20 protein-coding genes and 1 tRNA gene are annotated in these 18,704 nt (G+C 62.9%); 10 read left to right on the top strand and 11 right to left on the bottom strand.

Going from position 1 to position 18,704, the window contains the following annotated elements; translation table 11 throughout:
- Nucleotides 1-344: 344 nt before the first annotated feature.
- Genes ACQP2D_RS36755 through ACQP2D_RS36775 form a run of 5 tightly spaced genes read left to right on the top strand, consistent with a single transcriptional unit; the run spans nucleotide 345 to nucleotide 3,428 of the window.
- Complete coding sequence (locus tag ACQP2D_RS36755; protein WP_433680523.1) at nucleotides 345-1,334, top strand: cation diffusion facilitator family transporter; 990 nt, start codon at nucleotides 345-347, stop codon at nucleotides 1,332-1,334.
- A gap of 51 nt (nucleotides 1,335-1,385) precedes the next feature.
- On the top strand, nucleotides 1,386-2,438 hold the full coding sequence (locus ACQP2D_RS36760; RefSeq protein ID WP_433680524.1) for a MerR family transcriptional regulator: 1,053 nt from the start codon (nucleotides 1,386-1,388) through the stop codon (nucleotides 2,436-2,438).
- Nucleotides 2,435-2,947 (top strand): hypothetical protein, encoded by a 513-nt coding sequence (locus ACQP2D_RS36765; RefSeq protein ID WP_433680525.1) that lies wholly within the window; start codon nucleotides 2,435-2,437, stop codon nucleotides 2,945-2,947. Before ACQP2D_RS36760 ends, ACQP2D_RS36765 begins: the two co-directional genes overlap by 4 nt.
- A 2-nt stretch (nucleotides 2,948-2,949) precedes the next feature.
- Nucleotides 2,950-3,060 carry a zeta toxin family protein gene (locus ACQP2D_RS36770; protein ID WP_433685874.1) on the top strand — a complete coding sequence of 37 codons (111 nt, stop codon included), beginning with the start codon at nucleotides 2,950-2,952 and terminating at the stop codon, nucleotides 3,058-3,060.
- Nucleotides 3,039-3,428, top strand: a complete 390-nt coding sequence (locus tag ACQP2D_RS36775; protein ID WP_433680526.1) for a hypothetical protein — start codon at nucleotides 3,039-3,041, stop codon at nucleotides 3,426-3,428. Before ACQP2D_RS36770 ends, ACQP2D_RS36775 begins: the two co-directional genes overlap by 22 nt.
- 70 nt (nucleotides 3,429-3,498) lie before the next feature.
- Here the strand turns inward: ACQP2D_RS36775 and ACQP2D_RS36780 are convergent, their stop codons facing one another.
- Together ACQP2D_RS36780 and ACQP2D_RS36785 are read right to left on the bottom strand one after the other, a co-directional pair.
- Nucleotides 3,499-3,729, bottom strand: coding sequence for a hypothetical protein (locus ACQP2D_RS36780; protein ID WP_433680527.1), 231 nt, complete (start codon nucleotides 3,727-3,729; stop codon nucleotides 3,499-3,501).
- Nucleotides 3,730-4,056: 327 nt separating this feature from the next.
- Nucleotides 4,057-4,971, bottom strand: coding sequence for a sigma-70 family RNA polymerase sigma factor (locus tag ACQP2D_RS36785; RefSeq protein ID WP_433680528.1), 915 nt, complete (start codon nucleotides 4,969-4,971; stop codon nucleotides 4,057-4,059).
- 87 nt (nucleotides 4,972-5,058) lie between these two features.
- Here ACQP2D_RS36785 and ACQP2D_RS36790 point away from each other — a divergent pair, with 87 nt between their 5' ends.
- Nucleotides 5,059-6,798, top strand: a complete 1,740-nt coding sequence (locus ACQP2D_RS36790) for an MFS transporter (RefSeq protein ID WP_433680529.1) — start codon at nucleotides 5,059-5,061, stop codon at nucleotides 6,796-6,798.
- A gap of 126 nt (nucleotides 6,799-6,924) precedes the next feature.
- Here the strand turns inward: ACQP2D_RS36790 and ACQP2D_RS36795 are convergent, their stop codons facing one another.
- The 5 genes from ACQP2D_RS36795 to ACQP2D_RS36815 form a co-directional block, all read right to left on the bottom strand.
- Nucleotides 6,925-7,137 carry a hypothetical protein gene (locus ACQP2D_RS36795; protein ID WP_433680530.1) on the bottom strand — a complete coding sequence of 71 codons (213 nt, stop codon included), beginning with the start codon at nucleotides 7,135-7,137 and terminating at the stop codon, nucleotides 6,925-6,927.
- 758 nt (nucleotides 7,138-7,895) lie between these two features.
- Nucleotides 7,896-8,228, bottom strand: a complete 333-nt coding sequence (locus ACQP2D_RS36800; RefSeq protein WP_433680531.1) for a hypothetical protein — start codon at nucleotides 8,226-8,228, stop codon at nucleotides 7,896-7,898.
- Nucleotides 8,229-8,282: 54 nt separating this feature from the next.
- Nucleotides 8,283-8,846 carry a hypothetical protein gene (locus ACQP2D_RS36805; RefSeq protein ID WP_433680532.1) on the bottom strand — a complete coding sequence of 188 codons (564 nt, stop codon included), beginning with the start codon at nucleotides 8,844-8,846 and terminating at the stop codon, nucleotides 8,283-8,285.
- Nucleotides 8,847-8,881: 35 nt separating this feature from the next.
- Nucleotides 8,882-9,676, bottom strand: coding sequence for a hypothetical protein (locus ACQP2D_RS36810; RefSeq protein ID WP_433680533.1), 795 nt, complete (start codon nucleotides 9,674-9,676; stop codon nucleotides 8,882-8,884).
- 217 nt (nucleotides 9,677-9,893) lie between these two features.
- Nucleotides 9,894-10,478: a hypothetical protein gene (locus ACQP2D_RS36815; RefSeq protein WP_433680534.1), complete on the bottom strand. Its 585-nt coding sequence runs from the start codon at nucleotides 10,476-10,478 to the stop codon at nucleotides 9,894-9,896.
- 646 nt (nucleotides 10,479-11,124) lie between these two features.
- Here ACQP2D_RS36815 and ACQP2D_RS36820 point away from each other — a divergent pair.
- The 3 genes from ACQP2D_RS36820 to ACQP2D_RS36830 all read left to right on the top strand — a co-directional run bounded on the left by ACQP2D_RS36820 (nucleotide 11,125) and on the right by ACQP2D_RS36830 (nucleotide 15,794).
- Nucleotides 11,125-11,985 carry a hypothetical protein gene (locus ACQP2D_RS36820; RefSeq protein WP_433680535.1) on the top strand — a complete coding sequence of 287 codons (861 nt, stop codon included), beginning with the start codon at nucleotides 11,125-11,127 and terminating at the stop codon, nucleotides 11,983-11,985.
- A gap of 829 nt (nucleotides 11,986-12,814) precedes the next feature.
- On the top strand, nucleotides 12,815-14,185 hold the full coding sequence (gene ltrA, locus ACQP2D_RS36825; RefSeq protein ID WP_433677708.1) for a group II intron reverse transcriptase/maturase: 1,371 nt from the start codon (nucleotides 12,815-12,817) through the stop codon (nucleotides 14,183-14,185).
- Between the two features lie 646 nt (nucleotides 14,186-14,831).
- Nucleotides 14,832-15,794, top strand: coding sequence for a hypothetical protein (locus ACQP2D_RS36830; protein WP_433680536.1), 963 nt, complete (start codon nucleotides 14,832-14,834; stop codon nucleotides 15,792-15,794).
- A 250-nt stretch (nucleotides 15,795-16,044) separates the two neighbouring features.
- Here the strand turns inward: ACQP2D_RS36830 and ACQP2D_RS36835 are convergent, their stop codons facing one another.
- The 3 genes from ACQP2D_RS36835 to ACQP2D_RS36845 form a co-directional block, all read right to left on the bottom strand.
- Complete coding sequence (locus ACQP2D_RS36835; protein WP_433680537.1) at nucleotides 16,045-16,536, bottom strand: hypothetical protein; 492 nt, start codon at nucleotides 16,534-16,536, stop codon at nucleotides 16,045-16,047.
- Between the two features lie 72 nt (nucleotides 16,537-16,608).
- Nucleotides 16,609-17,289: a DUF6461 domain-containing protein gene (locus ACQP2D_RS36840; RefSeq protein ID WP_433680538.1), complete on the bottom strand. Its 681-nt coding sequence runs from the start codon at nucleotides 17,287-17,289 to the stop codon at nucleotides 16,609-16,611.
- Nucleotides 17,290-17,532: 243 nt separating this feature from the next.
- Nucleotides 17,533-17,606 (bottom strand) — tRNA-Met (locus ACQP2D_RS36845).
- 101 nt (nucleotides 17,607-17,707) lie between these two features.
- Between ACQP2D_RS36845 and ACQP2D_RS36850 the strand changes: the two genes are divergently transcribed.
- The gene (locus tag ACQP2D_RS36850) at nucleotides 17,708-18,121 is read left to right on the top strand and encodes a VOC family protein (RefSeq protein WP_433680539.1); all 414 of its coding nucleotides are present in this window, start codon (nucleotides 17,708-17,710) and stop codon (nucleotides 18,119-18,121) included.
- Between the two features lie 54 nt (nucleotides 18,122-18,175).
- Here the strand turns inward: ACQP2D_RS36850 and ACQP2D_RS36855 are convergent, their stop codons facing one another.
- Nucleotides 18,176-18,664, bottom strand: coding sequence for a MarR family winged helix-turn-helix transcriptional regulator (locus ACQP2D_RS36855; RefSeq protein WP_433680540.1), 489 nt, complete (start codon nucleotides 18,662-18,664; stop codon nucleotides 18,176-18,178).
- Nucleotides 18,665-18,704 lie beyond the last annotated feature (40 nt).

Below are 18,704 nucleotides of genomic sequence, written 5' to 3' on the forward strand. Positions count from 1 at the left end.
GGCGCGCAGCGGCGGCTCTGTCCATGGTTCGCTCGCTGGCGCACACTCACCGATCGGACCGACCCGACAATCCGGGCCGGCCCGCACCGCCCGGATACCGTGGTTGTTGATCACGCCAGAGGTGCAGTCCGCATAGTAGTCGGGCCGGTCGGTTCGCATGATCACGAATTCGACACTGTTGCTCGCGGTGTTCGCGGGTGATCCATATTCATACATGCGCATGAGTGCAAGGTAGGCTAGTCTGTCGGGACGGTAGCGATCCGAAGCGGAAGGGGCGTTCGACTATGGGCGAACAGTGCGTGTCGCCGAAGCGGTCAGCAGCGGTGGTCAGCGAGGCTGAGCGCATGGATCATGACCACCCGCATGACTCCGACCATGCACACTCCGGCCATGCCGACAAACACGGACACAGCCACGACCACGGCGTCTCGGCCGATTCGGATCCGCGCTGGCTGGCCATCGCGCTCGGCCTGATCGTCACGTTCATGGCGGCCGAGGTGATCGTCGGCCTGCTGGCGCAGTCACTCGCGCTGATCTCCGATGCCGCGCACATGCTCACCGATGCCGCATCGATCGTGCTCGCGATGATCGCGATCCGGTTGGCTCGGCGCCCGGCACAAGGGCGGTACACCTATGGGTTCAAGCGGGTCGAGATCCTTTCGGCGCAGGCCAATGGGATCACCCTGCTGCTGCTCGCGGCGTGGTTCGTGTACGAGGGCATCAGTCGGCTGATCCATCCGCCGAATGTCGCAGGACCATTGGTGCTGATCACGGCGTTGGTCGGGATCGTCGTCAATATCGCCGCGGCGTGGAGCATCAGCCGCGCCAACCGGACCAGCCTGAATGTCGAGGGCGCGTTCCAGCACATCCTCAATGACCTCTATGCCTTCATCGGGACCGCCATCGCGGGCGCGGTGGTGTGGCTGGCCGGATTCGCCCGTGCCGATGCGATCGCGGCACTGGTCGTCGCGGCGTTGATGATCAAGGCGGGCTGGTCATTGGTTCGGGAATCGGGGCGGATCTTCCTCGAGGCCGCGCCCGCGCATCTGAATCCGGACGCCATCGGTGCGCGGATCGTCGCGATTGCGCAGGTGACGGAGGTGCACGACCTGCACGTCTGGCAGATCACCTCCGGACAGCCGTCGCTGTCGGCGCACGTCCTCGTCGACGATAAGGCCGACTGCCATGCGGTTCGCTCGACGATCGAGACGGTGCTGCACGACGAATTCGCATTGGAACACACGACTTTGCAGGTGGACCATTCCTCGGATCTCGAGCTCTCCGCCGATGACGCGCACTGCGCCGAGGCGCACGGACCCGTACACCGGTCCTGATCGCAGCCCACCGTTTGACCTTCGGGTTACCTGAGACTCCATGATGGGCCGGTGGCGGACGACGGGTTGATCACGATCGGCGCGCTGGCGCGGGCCTGTGGGCTTACGGCCAGTGCGCTGCGGTTCTATGACGATTGCGGGCTGCTGGTTCCGGTTCGGGTGGATGGGGCGACCGGATATCGGTATTACAGCGAGGCGCAGGTCGATCGCGGGGTGATGATTCGGCGGCTGCGGGGAATTGGGGTGCCGTTGGAGGCCGTTGCGGAGATTGTGGATGGCGACGGTGCGCGGGCGGAGCGGTTGCTCGATGCGCATGTGGCCGAGCTCGCCGAGCGTGCGCGGGCGGCCGCGGTCGTTACCCGGATGATCAAGGAGGAGATCCGGGCCGGTGCGGTATTGTCCGCGGCGGCGCTGGCCGCGGCCATTGAACAGGTCCGGTCGGCAGCGGCTCTCGATCGCGAAATGCCGATACTGGCAGGCGTTTTGGTGGAGTCGAGTGCTGATTCGGTCACGGTGACGGCTACCGATCGGTATCGGCTGTCGACTCGGGCGATGGTGCCGGTGCGGCCGAGTGGTGCGGCCTGGTCGGTGGTCGTCGATGCCGGCGAGCTCGGCGGAATCGGTTCCTGGCTGCGGGGATTGGATGAGGTGTCCGTGTGGTCTGCGGACGATGCCCTGATTCTGGCCGGTGGTGGCACCGAGCGCCGGTGCGGAGTCATCGATGAGGCGTATCCGGACTATCGGGCGATGTTGGCGGGGTTGGCTCCGGTTCGGACACGGGTCGTCGTGGCGCGTGATGCATTGCTCGCCGCGCTCGAGGATCGCGGTGCCGCGCCGATTGTCTTTCTCGCCGACGAGTCGGGGCTTTTGCTGAGCCGTGACGGGTCTGCGTGCATTGCGGCAACCATTACTGGACCTCGCACCGAACTTGCCTTCTCCCCCACGACATTACGGCCCGCGTTGGTGAGCGCGATCGGTCCGGAAATCATGCTCGATATCGCCTCGGCCGACGCACCTGTTGTCGTTCGGTCAGCGACCGACGGTGATCTCACGACGCTCGTAATGCCCACTGCCATTATGAATTCGAAGGAGAACGACGCATGAATGCCACTGGTACAACACAATCGGCGCAGGAAGTGATGGCTGCCATCACGGACGCAATCGAGCTCGGGCGGGCAGGTTCGCCGGAGGCCGCGCGGAATGCACTGCTCGAGATATGGGCGACAATCGGCCCGCAGGGCGATCCGCTGCATCGATGCACACTGGCGCATTACCTCGCTGATCTGTATGACGACGCGGCACAATCACTGTGCTGGGATGTCCGTGCGCTGGACGCGGCGGACAGCCTGACCGATGAGCGGCTGCGTCGGCACGACGAAAATCTCGACGTGCGCGGTTTCTATCCGTCGCTGCATTTGAATCTGGCCGACAATTATCGGCGGCTCGGTTCGTTCGACGCGGCACAGCAGGAGATCGACGCGGCACGAGAATGTCTGGATGCACTCGGCAACGACGGTTACGGGGTCATGATCCGCACTGCGGTTGACGAAGTGGCCGAGGCGATTCGGACTCGAACGACCACTCGACGTGCGTCGGCTCCGAACGGGCGGTGACCATGACGCGTCTGCCCACCCTCGTCGTAGTGAGCGGATCGCCGGGAGCTGGGAAGACAACGCTCGCACACGCCTTGGCCACGAGAGTGGGGTGTCCGGCGATCTGCCGTTGAGTCTGCGAACGCTGCCGACCTTCTTCGCCACAGTGGAACTCCTGCTCCGAGCGGGAGTCACCGTTGTGGCGGAGGCCGCATTTCAGGATCAGCTGTGGCGGCCCGGACTCGAGCCACTGCGCGATCTCGCCGCAATTCGAATCGTGCACTGCGCGGTCGACCCCGCGATCGCGATGACCCGAATTCACCAGCGAACCAGTGAAAATCCCTTGCGGCGAGCACATTCCGTACCGCACACCGATACCGTCCAAGTACCGTGCGAATTCGATCGAGTTTCGCTGGAGGTACCCGCGATCGAGGTCGACACGACAGACGGGTATCAACCCGGGCTGGATGAGATCGTGGCATTTGTCAACGGCCATCGCTGACGCCTGTGCTGAGGCGACCCCGGTTCAGCAAGACACCGGGGCCTTCTCGCTATATCTCAGCGGCAAATCCTCAGAAGCAGTAGGGGAATTTGCACGTAGATGGATCATTCGGACCGAAGATCGCGGCAATCAGCCCATTGATGACGGCGTCCGCCACTCCCGATCCGGTGCTGACCGCCACCTCCTGCGCGGTAGCGGGCTGGTCGGCGATGAATTCAGGAACCGCGACATCGGCCGAAGCTGTAGCAGGTGTGCTGATCAGGATGCCAGCCGTGACTGTCAGAAGAACCTTACGGATCATATTGCTACCTCTCGCTTTTCGGTTGATTGCACTTCGCAGGGTATCCAGACATCGAGGGGCGCAATCCCCGCCAACGGTGAGCGCCGCGCGGCACAACGGCCCGCAGGACTGCGACGGGCCAGGCGATTCCGTTCGCCGATACCCCCTGACGTAAGCGGTGCCGGGGCCGCACTCCCATGGCGCGGACCGGTCCCAGCAATCCATGCGGCCCGCGCTTGGGTCATCGACCAGTCGAAGGCCGCGGCGAGTAGCGCGGCACGGACGCGGTGGCCCGACGGCTGCCACTGAAACAGCACCGTATAGCGCTGAGCGAAAGCTGTTCCGCCGCTAGGCTTCGGGCCTCGGCAGCTGCGTCATGTCGGGGACGGCGAGCGAGATGGTGGCGAGGCGTTGGGGGTCGGCGATGATGTCGATGGTGGTGATGCGGTGGTCGGTGATGGTGAAGGCGAGGAGGCAGTCCAGGATTCCGTTGGGTGCGACGACCAGTCCGACATGGCCGTCGATGAGGGCGGGGCGGGTGTGGCGGGCGCGGGCGGAGAACATGAGGGCGCTGGCGGTGACGCGGCGTGCGCCGTGCATACGGACCGGTTGTCCGCTGGGTACGGCGACGCCATCGGCATGCAGTTCGACATTCGGGTCGAGCACGGCGATGAGCGCGTCGAAATCACCGGCGTGGGCCGCCATGAGGAAGGCGTCGACAACGGCGCGTTCATCGGCGATGCTGCGGTCGGTATCGACAATGGATGTGCCGCGGACGCGGCGGCGGGCACGGACGGCCAGTTGCGCGGCCGCGGCCGGGGTGCGGCCGAGGATGGGGGCGAGTTCTGCGTAAGGAAGATCGAATAGGTCGTGCAATACGAAAGTCAGCCGCTCGGCGGGGGTGAGGGTATCGAGCACGACCAGTAGTGCGAGCCCGACCGAGTCGGCCATTACCGCCTCTTGTTCGGGATCCACGGTGTCCGCGGGCACGATGGGCAGATCGGCCGGTAGCGCGCCGACCAACTCTTCGCGGCGTGCCTTGCGGGCGCGCAATATGTCCAGGCAGATGTGGGCAACGACGGCGGTCAGCCAATTGCGCAGGTTGCGCACGCCCGCGGTGTCGGCGCGGTCCAGCCGCAGCCATGCCTGCTGGACCGCGTCATCGGCCTCGCTCGCCGACCCGAGCATCCGGTAGGCGACGGCGGTGAGGTGGGCGCGGTGGTCTTCGAAACGCTGCCCGAGCCACTGGGTCTCATCGGTCATCGGCGATATCTCCTTCCCGTTCCGATCCGTCTGTCATGTCGACGGGTCGTGATCCGTCATATCTATGACGGCCGAAACCGGGGTGACATGACACGCCAGCGGATCCACCTCCGCATGGCCGAACAGGAGGGCGAGCCGATGCGCAAGATATCCGACATCCAGCCCGAGCTCCCGACACAGGTATCGATCGAACCGACGCCGGATCGGCGGCGCTGGCTCGCATTGGTGGTGCTGCTGGTGGCCGGGTTCATGGATCTGCTCGATGTGACGATCGTGAACGTCGCGCTCCCGACGATACAGCGGGATCTGGACGCGCCGTACGCGGATCTGGAGTGGGTGGTGTCGGGTTATCTGCTCGGGTTCGCGGCGCTGCTGATCACCGGCGGCCGACTCGGCGATCTATTCGGCCGCAAAACCATCCTGCTGGTCGGACTGACCCTTTTCACGGTCGCCTCGCTGGCGTGCGGGATCGCCACGGGCCCGGCCTGGCTGATCACCGCGCGGGTGGTCCAGGGCGCGACGGCCGGGCTGATGGTCCCGCAGATTCTGGCCATCATGCAGGTGTCGTTCCCCATCGCCGAGCGCGGCAAGGTGCTCGGCATCTGGGGTGGCGTGCTGGGCTCGGCGTCGGTGGCCGGGTTGATCCTGGGCGGAATCCTGGTGCAGGCCGATCTGTTCGGCTGGGCGTGGCGGCCGATCTTCCTGGTCAATGTGCCCGTCGGAGTGCTCGCCGTGCCGGCGGCGATGGTTCTGGTGCGGCAGTCCCGCTCGGCCACCGCGGACCGACTGGATCCGATCGGAACCGTGCTCGCGATCGGTGCGGTGCTGCTGCTGGTGTATCCGCTGACCGAGGGACGCGCCCTGGGCTGGCCGGTATGGGCATTCGGGCTGATGGCCGCATCCGCGCTTGTCCTGGCGGTATTCGTGGTCTTCGAGCGGCATCGGATCGCGGCGGTCGGATCACCGCTGGTCGTGCTGGATCTGTTCCGGGCCCGCACATTCACCGCGGGCATGATCGTGTGGCTGTTGTTCTGGATCGCGCTCGGTGGCTACTTCCTGGTATGGACGCTGTATCTGCAAGCCGGGCTGGGCTGGACGCCGCTGCGGGCCGGGCTGAGCGCGTCGCCGTTCGCGGTCGCCGCTGCCGCCGGAGCCGCGACCAGCGTGCAGGTGTTCGTGCCGCGCTACGGGCGGCTGGTCATGTTCGCGGGCGCGCTGATCAATGCCGCCGGATTCGGCATGTACCTGTATCTGGCCGCGCGCTACGGTGCCGGCATCACCTCTGGGCAGACGTTCGCGCCACTCGCGGTCAGCGGATTCGGATTCGGACTCTTCGTCGCCCCCGCCGTAGACCTGATCCTGTCGGGGGTCTCCGCACACGATGCCGGGTCCGCGTCCGGGCAGCTGTCGACGATCCAGCAGGTCGGCATGGCCCTCGGTGTCGCGCTGGCCGGTGTCTTCTTCTTCACTCAACTCGACCAGACCTCAGCACATGGCACCGCCGCCGCAAGCCCCGCGCTACGACAACAACTCACCGACCTCGACATCCCGGCCTCCGCCCAAGAGCAGATCCTGACCCAGTTCCGTGCCTGCGTCCACGATCGCTCCGCCGCGACCGACCCCACCGCCGTACCCGCCAGCTGCCAGCCCCCAGCCGGACAACCGTTCGCCGAACCGCTCCAACAGGCGCTCACCCGATCCGGACTACAAGCCAACGCGCACAACATGTCTCACACCTTCGCGCAGACCCTGTGGTGGGCCATCGGCATCCTCATCGCCATTGCCGCAGGAGTGTTCGCGCTCCCGAAACGCCTGTCCGCGGAATAGACGGCCGAACACAGGTGACCGGCTGCCCGGCTCGCTGAGCGATGTTTCGTCGGCGTGGGTGCCGCATGGTCGCCGTTGACCTGTCCCGCACATCGTTGTCCGGAATGCGGCACCCGGTCGGCTTCTTCACCACTGCACGAACAGCCTCTCGCACGGCAATCGGGGCAGACCCTCGATGCTGTCGCACAGCACATCGATTGCCTCCCAATGCATTCGCCGCCAATCCTTGATGAAGTTACGTGCGGCCGATGCCGCGGCCCGGTAATCGAAGACGTGATCACCTAGATGCACCCCCAGGTGCACCTCACTTTCCGGGACGGCCGGGGATACGTCGGTCATCTGGAGTCACCCACTAGCCGGCGAATGCACCTGGTCCGGCGGCCGCGCGGTGTGCGCTTGCCGCCGCGCCGTGTCCGCGGCGATGACCTCGGCGGCTTCGCGGCGATGACGGCAATATTGGGCGGCGCACGATTTATGAAGCCACCGTACAACTTTGGCTTGCACGACCGTCATCGGCCCAGGGTCGTACCGGCACTCGATGGAAAGCATGATGTGTCACTGCCGTCGAGAATCGGACCGGTCAGCACTGCATGACGCGTGCGGCGCGGACAGCGCCGGGACCAGCATGGTCAGATCTTTTGCGAGGCACGGAGACTTCTTCTCAGAAGGACGGTCTCGCCCTTGCCGGAGCGCCTTTCGTCTTTTGTTCGATCGCCGTTCATCTCGCCCTATATGTCGAGGCATGTCCTGCCGACAGCGGCCCTGCACTGCGCCTATTCGCTGAATAATTGCTTAGACATGACACGGACGTTACGTCGCAGGTTGCTGGAGTGCCAACAAGGATGCCAGCCCCTGTCAGGGCAGCCCCCTCTAATGGCCGAAATGCCCTCGGGACCATCGCCGACACGGGGTACTCGCCGCAGTCCGCCTTCCGCGCAACTCGGCCGGAGGCGGCTCCCGGATGCCGACACGGCCGGAAGTCGGCCGAGGGTGCGGCTCACCACCGCATCGCGGCGGCGCCGCCGGATGACCGGATCACCGAATTGACCAGGATGCTAGATCGCGGGCACCATGACGGTTGTCATCCGGACCGCGTACTAATTTCCTGGATTGTCGACCGCTTCCTTGAGTTTCTCTGTATCTCGCGCTTGCTGTTCTTGTTGCTGCCCGAAGCTGGTGCGGGCTGTATGCAGCGCATTGCCAATCTGTTCAGCCACGGGCTTGGCCTCGTTGAGGCGGTTTTGAATGAAATCAGCCGCTTGGGAATATTCAAACCACATACCGGCGAAGAGGGGCCCGAACTGCACGACAGTGTATTTCAACGCGTCGATGTCTGCAGCTGTCTTCCCCAATTCTGGCGCCACATCGTTCAGCCAAACCTTGGAAACCTTCTCGAGAAGATCGAGGTCAACATTCAAATCTCTAGCCATAGACAATCACTCCGCAGCTATTCGTTTTCTGGAAGATATTTACGGACGCCCCCATCATTTTGGATCCACAATCTTCCAGATCGCCATCTCGGCCTCCTTGGATGGCACGCCGTTCCACGGGTGTTCTTGGAAGTCTTCGTCGGTTAGAAGCGTTCGGTACTTCGGCTTCGCGGTGCCCCAGTTGTTGATATCTACGACCGAGGTATGCTGCCCGATTTCAGTTTTCTTGAGAACGTGTGCGATATCAGTAGCAACCGGACGTAGATCGTCCGGACTCGTCGAGGCCGCCACGTCGAGGTGAACAGTAATGTGTCTTGTGTCCGGTTTGTCGAGCGCATAGCCCGTGTTCACCATGAACAAGCAGGTTCCCGCAGGAAACTGCATTTTCGAAAGTTCCGCTGTCAAATATTTATCGTCGGAGTTCCGCGAGTAGAATTCTGTCTCAGTGCATGCCACGGTGCTTGCCGTCGGCACTGCTGGAGAACTCGACTCCGCAGTCGGCGTAACAACCTCCCCTGCACCACACGCTGCCAAAACGAACACACCCGCCACCGCAGCTATGATCTTCTGAGCCGAATAGAGATGACCACGGCCTTCCGTTGATCGCGCATACGCCACAGAAATATCCTCGCCGGCCGACGAATGTCCACACATTACGCTGCTCCGTCCTGTTTCCAATCGTCGTCTTTGTTATCGAACAGATCACTTGCACTGCTCGGCCAAGTCACTTTGCCCGATTTAGCAACATCGAACCCGCTCGGGGCCCTGACAAGGTTCTTGAGATCCTGACTGGCGACGTACACCTTGCTCTCGGTCTTTACGAAGTCGGTAAGTGCCTGGACGATGAGTTCAACGGCCGCCACAATAGCCGAATTCAAATTGTTGATGGTCCAGATCGAAGCAACGCCAAGTGTGCCCGCCGTCTCCTCGGCGAACGTCGCAACCTGAGCAATTATCGTCGACAGTTTGTTGACGATGTTCAGATAGAGATTCTGCCCCTCTTCCGCCACCGTAATAAGTTTGTCGTGAATAGTGGTGCACATATTGTCGATGGTGGTCATGGCCGCCTGCTGACTTTCCTTTGTCGTCTTGAAAGATTTGTAAGCACTCCCATCCCATCGCCCCTCCATGTTCAAATCACGGTTACCTTGCATGCCATTACACGCGCGGACCTGGGAACCTATGACTTGCCACTTGGCCGCGTAATCCAGGAATAACCAGGGGGCGAACATCCCCTCAACGGCCTCTTTGAGCTTCTCGAACAGGTCAGAGAGGGTCTCTTGTATGTCATCCCTGACTTCGCTCACCTTCATGTACACCAGGGGTGCGACGTACTTCAAATCGTCGACTGCGTTATTGATTTTGTCCGGCGTCTTCTTGACTTCATCCACCTTTTGCGAGAAGGTGTCCCTGAGCTGCGCCAGGCTCGCTTCCGTCAATTCGGCCACAAGAATCCAACGTCCATTCTGATCGTAACTTTGATATGCTTACTCACTAAATGGCGCCCATCCCCAGGCGCATTAGGTCACGCTGTCCAAGTGCTCAAAATTAGCGATGCGACGGAAGGCCGCCTCGCCTCTCGATCAACTCTGCACTTCTATTGGATACACTTCATCGCCCGATGCGTGAGACTTCGGCCATACCCATCGCGATACATCGCCACCCCTATCCATGTTGCAATAGATACTGCTCATGCTGCACGACTCGCGAGGCCAACTCGCTATCCGATTCCTGATCCAGGTATACGTCCTGCACAGGCTGGGCTTTCTTCGCTCGAATTTGCTGACAGCATTCGAGAATGTCCTGGGCGATGAAATTCGCATCGGTCCCCTCCGCCCATCCAGGATCGATATCGATCGAGATCAGCTTGGACTCCGTTGCGGTGACTGTCAGCGCTGGCTGACCGTACGCGTTACGCCCCGGCCCATGAACCGTAATTGGATTTTCGAGAAATAGATGATCGTACAGCTCCCGAAACTCGTCGATAGTACGGGTCCTCAACAGCAACGGAGCGGCATCACGCAGCGACGGCACTGTGGATGGAGGCAGCGCTCCGGACTCGACCATGCGAGCAGCCATCACATAGAGCCCATAGCGATAGGCGTCCATAATCGACCGGCCGTATTGCGACGGATCGAACGAATTCTTCCAGCTACGACCCAGCGCGATACCTATGGGCAGACGATCGGAACCCACCTCCACGGAAACCAAGGACGATTTCTCAGGTGGGGTGATGCCGAGCCTGATCATCGGACCGGCCGACGAGCTCGGCGTGGGTGCCGTATTGCGAGGGGGAGGAGAAGGCTGACTGAACGAGAGAGGGTGTGCGACAGGAGGAGGGGAAGTTACCGGAGGGGGCGGACTGTACGAAGAAGACCGACCTGCGGGATGAGGATGCGCAGACGCCGACGGCGCAGGAGAAGCCTCAGGGCTCGGCTCGAGAGGTTCCTCATCCCAGAATTCATCGGGGTCATCATAGTGGTTGTAGAACCCGCCAGCCATCACTCCACCTCGCGGCAAAGCGTGGTCATCTCTGAAATCGACATCAACCCCCCACTTGCGTAACACGCCCCGATGGGGCGGACGCGACCACTCTCTCTGGCGTCGTTCGGTTTGTCAACCGCTCCGCTCGCCGCCACTCCCTGTGCGGCGGGAGATCGCCAATCGACTACGAGACCCACATGGCGACCGTCCGAGCGGAGGCCGCAGTAGCCCTGTCACGAGACGAGGCCGCATAAAGGAACCCTCCACACTTCGAGGGGATTGACACACAGGGCAGGACGTTCCAGGTTGTGCCTTCCCTGGCCTGGGAAGCTACCGATGTATCGATCCCCAGCCATGGGCTTCACACTGATCGCGCCGTAATCGACTACCGAACGAAGGCCGGGTGTACGTGATGTATGAAGTGCGACCTTTCGATGGTGTGGCCGAAGCGCGGTTCGGGGAGGAGAGAGCGACTCTGCACGCCCGGCTCGGCCAGCATGAAACGTTCCGGAAGGGCAGCACGCAAATCGGCCTGACCGACCACTACGTGGAGCTCGGGCTGATCCTGCATCACGACCATCTCGAGCGCCTGCACTACCTGGAGTTGACCGACCCCGATACCGTTTACGAGGACGTCCCACTGCTCGAATTGCCCTATGAGCAGGTCCGAGATGAACTTGCCGCGCACGGCGCGCGGTGTATTGAGATGGAACACGGCGGCTGTGATTTCCCTGACCTCGGATTCCATCTGTGGAGGAAAGGCAACGACCACGAGACGGCAGAAGTGGTGGGGATGTACCCGCGCGGATACCGCGCCGCAATAGGGGGTTTCGTAGGTGAGTGGGCAACAACACCGATCAAGCGTCACGTCTTGATACCTCATGTGGGCATCGAGCTGGCCCAGTTGGGTGACGGTCGCGACGAGCTTCGCGAACGTCTCGGGGGATGTTTTGAAAGTGTGTCTCCTTACGGTCCCGCAGCCGTGGACAGCTACATCGCCCATGGCCTGGAACTCGGTTTCGACGAGAACGATCACATGATCTCGATCGCAATTTCCTCGCCGGCCGAGTCGGTCGCCTACGAGGGGGTCGAGCTCTACCATCGGCCCTATCCGGACGTCGTCGCGGATCTCGCCGCCCGAGGCACCGATGTCGAGCACGGCGAATTGATTATGCGAGCACCAGGGTTCGATCTCCTTCTCAGCAACCCCGCTCCTGACGCTCTGGTCGCTGCAATACGGATCGCGACTGTAGTGGCCGACACCACGCGATAGTGACCTTCGATGACACAGGATGAACTGCACTGGCAGAAAACATTCCGCCGATCTCGAGTCCAGCTCGCCCACCGCATCCAACGCTAAATTGTCAACGGCACGCTAATCCGGGATCTGGCACAAATTTGGTTTGCGCCGTGAGGCGCTGTGTTTCGAATGGAGGTGAGAGACCTTCATCGTCGGCCTGTCGTAGCAGGTCGATGGAGCTGAGGGCAGCCTGATCCGGGTGGTGCCGGGGAGGGTGGGAGCGGCCCTGACAAAGCCGGGACGTGGCCAGTACTGCCAGATGGTGCGGGTCCGGCGAGCGGGATGAAGAGGAGTACGCGAGGAACCAGCGTTGTTACGTCCCTTTATGTGCCGCCTGCTCGAACCTGGCGGATCTGGGCAGGAAGCGGTGCGCACCCGCCACTTTCGTGGTGGTTGGGGAACTCCTGGATCGGTTTACGAAAGCCGGTCCGGAGGCCACGGGGAAGGTCTACGGCGTACTCGTGGCGATGCCGCAGGGACACAGTTGGGCTCCTACTTCGTCGAGCGAAACATAGCGAACACGGGAACCATTCGGTCAGGTTCCCCGAGCGGCGAGCAATCCGGTTGCGCAGCTTGGGGATAGACGCATCGACCGTCGAACGGGCCGGGTGGGGCGGAGCCGCCGTAGTAGTCCGAGGCCGGGAAAGCCGGTCACATGGCGAAGGGCGGCAGCGGTTTTCGAGAAAGGACGGATGCTGCAATGCCGAAAGACGCGCCACCGAATGGTGACGCCACGCCGATCGAGCCCGTGGGGCCGCGCCGGCGGGTATCGGAGATGCAGGCCAAGCTTCACCGTTGGGCGGTGGCCGATCCTGGCCGCCGGTTCGATGACCTGTTCAACTTCGTGCACGACCCGGCGACGCTGATCGTGGCGTTCGACCGAGTCGCGGGCAACCACGGGGCTCGCACTCCTGGCGTCGACGGCATGACCGTCAGCGACGTCGAGGAGTTGATCGGGGTTCCGGGGTTCCTGAATGACCTGCGGGACTCGTTGAAAGACGGGTCGTTTCGGCCTGTTCCGGTGCGGGAGCGCAAGATCCCGAAACCGGGCGGGGCGGGAAAAGTCCGCCGTTTGGGGATTCCGACGGTGACCGACCGGGTCGTTCAGGCCGCGCTCAAGCTGGTGCTGGAACCGATTTTCGAGGCCGATTTCGAGCCGGTCTCCTACGGTTTCCGGCCCAACCGGCGGGCGCAGGACGCGATCGCCGAGATCCACTATTACGGCACCCGCGGCTACCGCTGGGTGCTGGATGCGGATATCGAGGCGTGTTTCGACCGGATCGACCACACGGCCCTGATGGACCGGGTTCGGTTGCGGGTCACCGACAAACGCGTCCTGATGCTGGTCAAAGCGTTCCTGAAGGCCGGGATCCTCACCGAGCTCAGCGAGTATCAGGACACGATGACCGGCACCCCGCAGGGCGGCATCCTCTCGCCACTGCTGGCCAACATCGCGCTGAGCGTGCTCGATGAGCAGGTGATGGCGCCATGGAAGCCGGGCGCGACGATGGCCAGTGAGGCCAAGCGGGCCTACCGTCGCCGCAAGGGGTTGCCGACGTGGCGGATCGTCCGCTACGCCGACGACTTCGTCGTGCTGGTCCACGGGACCGAGCACGACACCGAGGCGATACGCGAACAGATCGCGAAAGTGCTTGCACCGCTAGGGCTTCGGCTATCACCGGAGAAAACTACGGTGCGGCACCTATCGGACGGGGTCGATTTCTTGGGATTCCACATCCAGTGGCGTCGCAAGCGTGGCTCGGATAAGTGGTTCGTCTACACCTTCATCGGTGACCGGCCCCTCCGGTCGCTGAAGGTGAAAGTCCGTGCCCTGACCCATCGGTTGTCCCAGCAGAGTCTGAGCTTTGTGATCACCCGGCTCAACCAGATTCTGCGTGGTTGGTCCAACTGCTTCAAGCATGCCGTGGCGAAGCAGCGGTTCGCCGTTGTCCAGAAGTTCGTTTGGAAACGGATGATTGTGATGTTGCAGACCCGGCACCGCTGGAATTGGACCGACATTCGCCGTCGCTACACCACCCCCGCTGGGCGGTGGCTGCCCATCACGGCGGCGGACGGGACCGTGTTGTTCGACCTGAACAGCGTGACGGTCACCCGTTATCGCTGGCGCGGGCATACGATCCCGAATCGATGGGCGACTCTTCAACCAGCCTGACGGCAGAAACCGTGGAGAGCCCGTTGCGTTGAGAGGCGCACGGCGGGTTCGGCGAGAGGTCCGGGGAAACGGAGCAGGAGCAATCCCGCCACCGCGCCCCGGGCCTACTCAGCGATCGCGGATCCCGGGTTGTTCACTCACTCAACAGGATTCGCTTTCGGAGGAGGTCAGTCTTCGCTCGGCCGAACATTTGCCGTTTGAGAATGATGCGGTTGACGTGCCCTTCGACCGTTCCGCTGCTCCATGCCATGGTTAGGCCCGCGGTGACTGCGTCCCGGTCGCGGCGCCTCAAGATGTTCACGAATGCCGACGGCAGGGTAGGTCACGGGTTCAGCAGAGCATCCACCGCTCGATTGGAACGCTCGGTAATGCCGAGTTGAGAATGTTCAAAGGGCTGCAAGCATGGGCGGCGAGCGCTGCGACCCGAACGACCTGCCTTCGCTGTGCCGCCCGTGACATGGGGCGAACACCATTGGCGAGGCTATTGGCCAGCGCTGGGCGTATCTGAATTGCCGCCGATCCTGCTGTACTCGCGATGTCCTCTGAACAGGTTGGGGCTCCGCGACTTCGGAATCCCTACCGGACCTGCACGATTTCTCCACATTTGGTCACCTGATCGGACATAACTGGTCGATAGAGTGACCGCGTGTTTGCTCGTGATACATCGCGGAATCGCTTGAACCGTCTCGCGTACATATTGCAGGTCATTGCCGTCGGCGCGCTGGCTGCGGCGTGGCTGGCGATCGGGCTCGGACTGTTCTCGGGGCCGGCAGAAGATCTCGAAGCGGGTGGACGCTTCGCCGCCAACTTCGCGGTCTATTGGCCGTTCCTGTTTGTGATCAGCCCGGTGCTGTTCGTCACTGGCCTTTTCGGGCTGTTGCCATACTCGTTCGCGCCTGGCGGCACCATCGCGGGTGGAATAGTTGCCAGTTTCTTCGCTCAGTGGGTGGGAACCGAGCTGTACTTGTCCGACTACAGGCCGGAGCTACCCGGACGCCTCGACACGAGCGTCGTCGCGGCGTGCTTCGCAGTTGCCGCAGCGTTCACGGCAGCCTTCGTGCACCTGTACAGCAACCGATCCGGTCGGACGCGTGCCGCCTCGATGCGCGGCGGAGCAGTGCTGGTAGTTGCCATTCTCGTCAGTGCGGTGGTCACGATTCCGCCGCTGATCACGGGCATCGGCACCCCGTCCGGTGTCCTGGCCGGGCTCGTCACCGACGCCCATTGCGGCAGGAACGTGTCGGACTGGATCGACGAGGGACAGACGGCCGTCTATACGGGCGACGTGACACAGTGGTATCCGCCGAAGGATGCGCCGGACAACATGTTCGGGGTCCTGGTCACCTTGCGTAACGGCACGGCCAGCGTCGAAACCACCCCGCCGACCGCGATTTCGTTCCGAGACGAGATGCCATTTCGGGCGGGTCCGCCGGCAACCGAATTGCTGCTGTATCAGCCTGGTACCGGCAACGGGTTCGCGTTTACTCGCCTGCGCGATCCGAAGTGTGAGGCCGGCAGTAGCCGGGTGGTTTCGGCGACCTACATGTATGCGGACTACGGCGGAACAAGCGACTCTCAGATTCAGGGCAAGGTATCTCGTAGCGAGTAACACGCTGACAGGTGTGTTTACAGCCGTCGCTGATCCGGATGTCCGCACATCTGCCTCTTGATCATTTTGATGTGATCGACCCGGCCCTCGACCGGACCGGAGTTCCAGCGCATGGTCAGACCGGCAACGTGCGCCGGTGTCGGAGCGAGGCGGGCGCAACCGGCCAACGCGCGCTATTCGACCCAGTGGGACCGTGATCCGGCTGGATGTCGTCCTGCTGGCGGCCCGCTGCTGCAACCGCTCGGGCCGGCTACTTCAGTAGTTCGATGACCGGTGCGAATCTCTCCATAGCCGGTTCCTGCACAGTGAAATACGTGATTCCGTGGCGCTCGCGGAATTCGCGCACATTTTCGGCGATCTGCCGAGGAGTGCCGACCATGACCGTGGGGGTGGCATCGATCTGGTCGTCGGTGAATCCGGGCAGAAACGCGCGCACCTGTTGGCCAAGGGTGTCGCGTTCGGACGGGGAGGCCACGCCCCAGATGGCGACGTTGATTTCCACCTGATCGCGACGCTCACCGAGCAAGGCGCGCACGTACTCGGCGCGTTCGGCGAGCGTGTCCGGGTCGGCGGCGGTCGGCAGCCCGGATTTCGCGGGCACGGCACCGGACAGACTCACCACATCGGCGTGCTGAGCGGCCATGCGCAGCAACCGTTTTCCCCATGCGGCGATCAGCACCGCCGGGCCTTCCGGACGCGCGGGCGCCGGGCGGTAGCCGGGGTCGGCGTAGAGCTTGCGCATGGTGAGCACAGTCTGCTCGACATGGTCGATGCGGGCGCCCGCGCCCGCGAACGGTATTGCGGCGGCGTCGGGTCAAGCGGTGGTGTGGTCGGGAGGTGACCATCGGTAGGCGATAGGTCCGACGAGCAGGGGCTGGTCCAGCATGTCTGCCGTGAACGACACCCCAGTGACCTTCGCCGCCAGGGCGAAGGCTCTCGGCACGATGGCGCTGTAGCTGATGTCCCAGGCGTCCGAGTCGCTCTCGTCTTCATCGGCGTCATAAACATAGTCATCGTCGGTCATGTCCAGCTCCATGCCCAGCTCGCGCATGTAGTCGTTGAGCCGGTCGGGGTCGCAACCCCAACGGATATGCGGGTACTCCAGTCGGTGGCCGGTCACGATCGTCCCGTCGATCGCGTACTCGAGGCTGTGCTCGGCGTAGCCGTGGATGGTGATCGCCAGGACCTCACAGTCTCGCGATAGTTCCGCCAGCGTCTTGCGGTCAGTCATCCACCACCCGACCGGTTCGATGGCCACGCTCCATGCACCGGCCCGAAAGACGCCCACGTGACCGCCTCCGTGCCCGCCGCCAGTCTTGCCGAGGAACTCGACCATCCTGTCGTTGAGCTCTTCGAAGTCCGACTCCTGGCCGGAGTCGTCGCCTTTGCTGAAGCGGCGCACCACCTCCGACGGGTCGAGGTTTCGGAAGAAGCCGACGCTGAAGATCTCGCCCAGCGGGTCCACCTGCATCGACTCACTGTCGCGCAGTCTCACGACCAGCAGATTCGGTAGTGATATAAATCACACGACCTGCCGCACAGGTAGTGACTCTCGAGCTGGCGGTCACCAGTGAGTGGCGTAGGGTGCGCCCCCTCGCGAGACACCGTCGCCACAGCAAACCGATCGCAACAGTCTTCAGGCTGGCGTGTTCACAGATTAAAGCGTCGAATAAGCGTCGAGTCACGTGAAAAATGGCCCAGGCCAGAGGGATTGAAATCTCTCTGGCCTGCGCTTTTGTAGCGGGGACAGGATTTGAACCTGCGACCTCTGGGTTATGAGCCCAGCGAGCTACCGAGCTGCTCCACCCCGCGTCGGCAGAGGCAACGGTACCGCATGGTGGTGGTTGTTACCTAAACGCCTGGTGGGAAGGGATAACCGGCGGGTAGGTGAGGATGGGTGCGAGCATGGGGGCATGCCTATTGCGACGAGTGCCATTGCCCATGTCCGGCTGACCGTTTGCGATATCGATCGGTCGCGGGCCTTCTACGAGAAGGTGTTCGGGTGGCCGGTTGCGCTCGAGGTGCCCGCCGATGCCGATGCGGCTACGCGGGAGCAGCTCGGGTTTCTGTTCGGCGGGGTGATCTATCGGATGGAGCATGGGATGATCGGGTTGCGGCCGGTCGGCACCGATAGCTTCGACGAAAACCGGGTCGGGCTAGATCATCTCGCGTTTCCGCTCGACTCCTTGGCCGAATTGGAAGCTGCCGCAGCGCATCTCGATGCGTGTGGGGTCGCGCGCGAGGACATCAAGGATATCGGGTTCAGCTATATCCTCGAGTTCCGCGACCCGGACAATATCGCGCTGGAGCTGATCGCCCGCAAGTAGCGGTTGTCAGTGCCGACCATGGGCAATCCTCAACACCCACTTGCGCACGGCAATTCAGCGTTCGCGTAGATCCGCGATCCGGGTGCGGTGACGGTCTTGCAGTTCGCGTGACCGACGCAAAAAGTCCAGGACAGTGCGCAATTCGGCGGCACTGTAGCGCGCCACCTCCCCCGCACCCTCCTGTGCGATCGGGCCGTAGATCCGCATGGCTTCGGCCATTGCCCTATCGGTGATCCGAATGATGACCTTGCGCCGGTCACCGGGTTCGGGATGGCGCGCGACGTAGTCGAGTTTCGCGAGCCGGTCCAGCATGGTGGTGACGCTGCCGCTGGTCAGACTCAATTCGGCGGCGAGGGCACCGGGGGTGGATTCGCCGTCCACGAGGATTTCCAGGCAGCGCAGGTCGGTGCGGTTGACGCCGAGATGGGTCGCGGCGGCCTGGTCGACGGCGTCGACCGCGGCCTGCAGCGCCTGCGCCTCGCGGCCGACCTCGGCACGCAGTTCGGCCAGCTCATCCCGTGCCTCGGATTTTTCTCTTGACATTCAAGCCTCTTGATCGTCAAACTACTAATGTCTTGATAGC

Source organism: Nocardia sp. CA-119907, from assembly GCF_050955995.1.
Lineage (GTDB): Bacteria > Actinomycetota > Actinomycetes > Mycobacteriales > Mycobacteriaceae > Nocardia.

What these genes read in the sequence shown, in the direction of transcription:
- ACQP2D_RS36755 (WP_433680523.1), top strand. Translation starts at nt 345, where the DNA reads ATGGATCATGACCACCCGCATGACTCCGACCATGCACACTCCGGCCAT.
- ACQP2D_RS36765 (WP_433680525.1), top strand. Translation starts at nt 2,435, where the DNA reads ATGAATGCCACTGGTACAACACAATCGGCGCAGGAAGTGATGGCTGCC.
- ACQP2D_RS36770 (WP_433685874.1), top strand. Translation starts at nt 2,950, where the DNA reads ATGACGCGTCTGCCCACCCTCGTCGTAGTGAGCGGATCGCCGGGAGCT.
- ACQP2D_RS36780 (WP_433680527.1), bottom strand. Translation starts at nt 3,729, where the DNA reads ATGATCCGTAAGGTTCTTCTGACAGTCACGGCTGGCATCCTGATCAGC.
- ACQP2D_RS36785 (WP_433680528.1), bottom strand. Translation starts at nt 4,971, where the DNA reads ATGACCGATGAGACCCAGTGGCTCGGGCAGCGTTTCGAAGACCACCGC.
- ACQP2D_RS36790 (WP_433680529.1), top strand. Translation starts at nt 5,059, where the DNA reads ATGACACGCCAGCGGATCCACCTCCGCATGGCCGAACAGGAGGGCGAG.
- ACQP2D_RS36795 (WP_433680530.1), bottom strand. Translation starts at nt 7,137, where the DNA reads ATGACCGACGTATCCCCGGCCGTCCCGGAAAGTGAGGTGCACCTGGGG.
- ACQP2D_RS36800 (WP_433680531.1), bottom strand. Translation starts at nt 8,228, where the DNA reads ATGGCTAGAGATTTGAATGTTGACCTCGATCTTCTCGAGAAGGTTTCC.
- ACQP2D_RS36815 (WP_433680534.1), bottom strand. Translation starts at nt 10,478, where the DNA reads ATGATCAGGCTCGGCATCACCCCACCTGAGAAATCGTCCTTGGTTTCC.
- ACQP2D_RS36820 (WP_433680535.1), top strand. Translation starts at nt 11,125, where the DNA reads ATGTATGAAGTGCGACCTTTCGATGGTGTGGCCGAAGCGCGGTTCGGG.
- ACQP2D_RS36835 (WP_433680537.1), bottom strand. Translation starts at nt 16,536, where the DNA reads ATGCGCAAGCTCTACGCCGACCCCGGCTACCGCCCGGCGCCCGCGCGT.
- ACQP2D_RS36850 (WP_433680539.1), top strand. Translation starts at nt 17,708, where the DNA reads ATGCCTATTGCGACGAGTGCCATTGCCCATGTCCGGCTGACCGTTTGC.
- ACQP2D_RS36855 (WP_433680540.1), bottom strand. Translation starts at nt 18,664, where the DNA reads ATGTCAAGAGAAAAATCCGAGGCACGGGATGAGCTGGCCGAACTGCGT.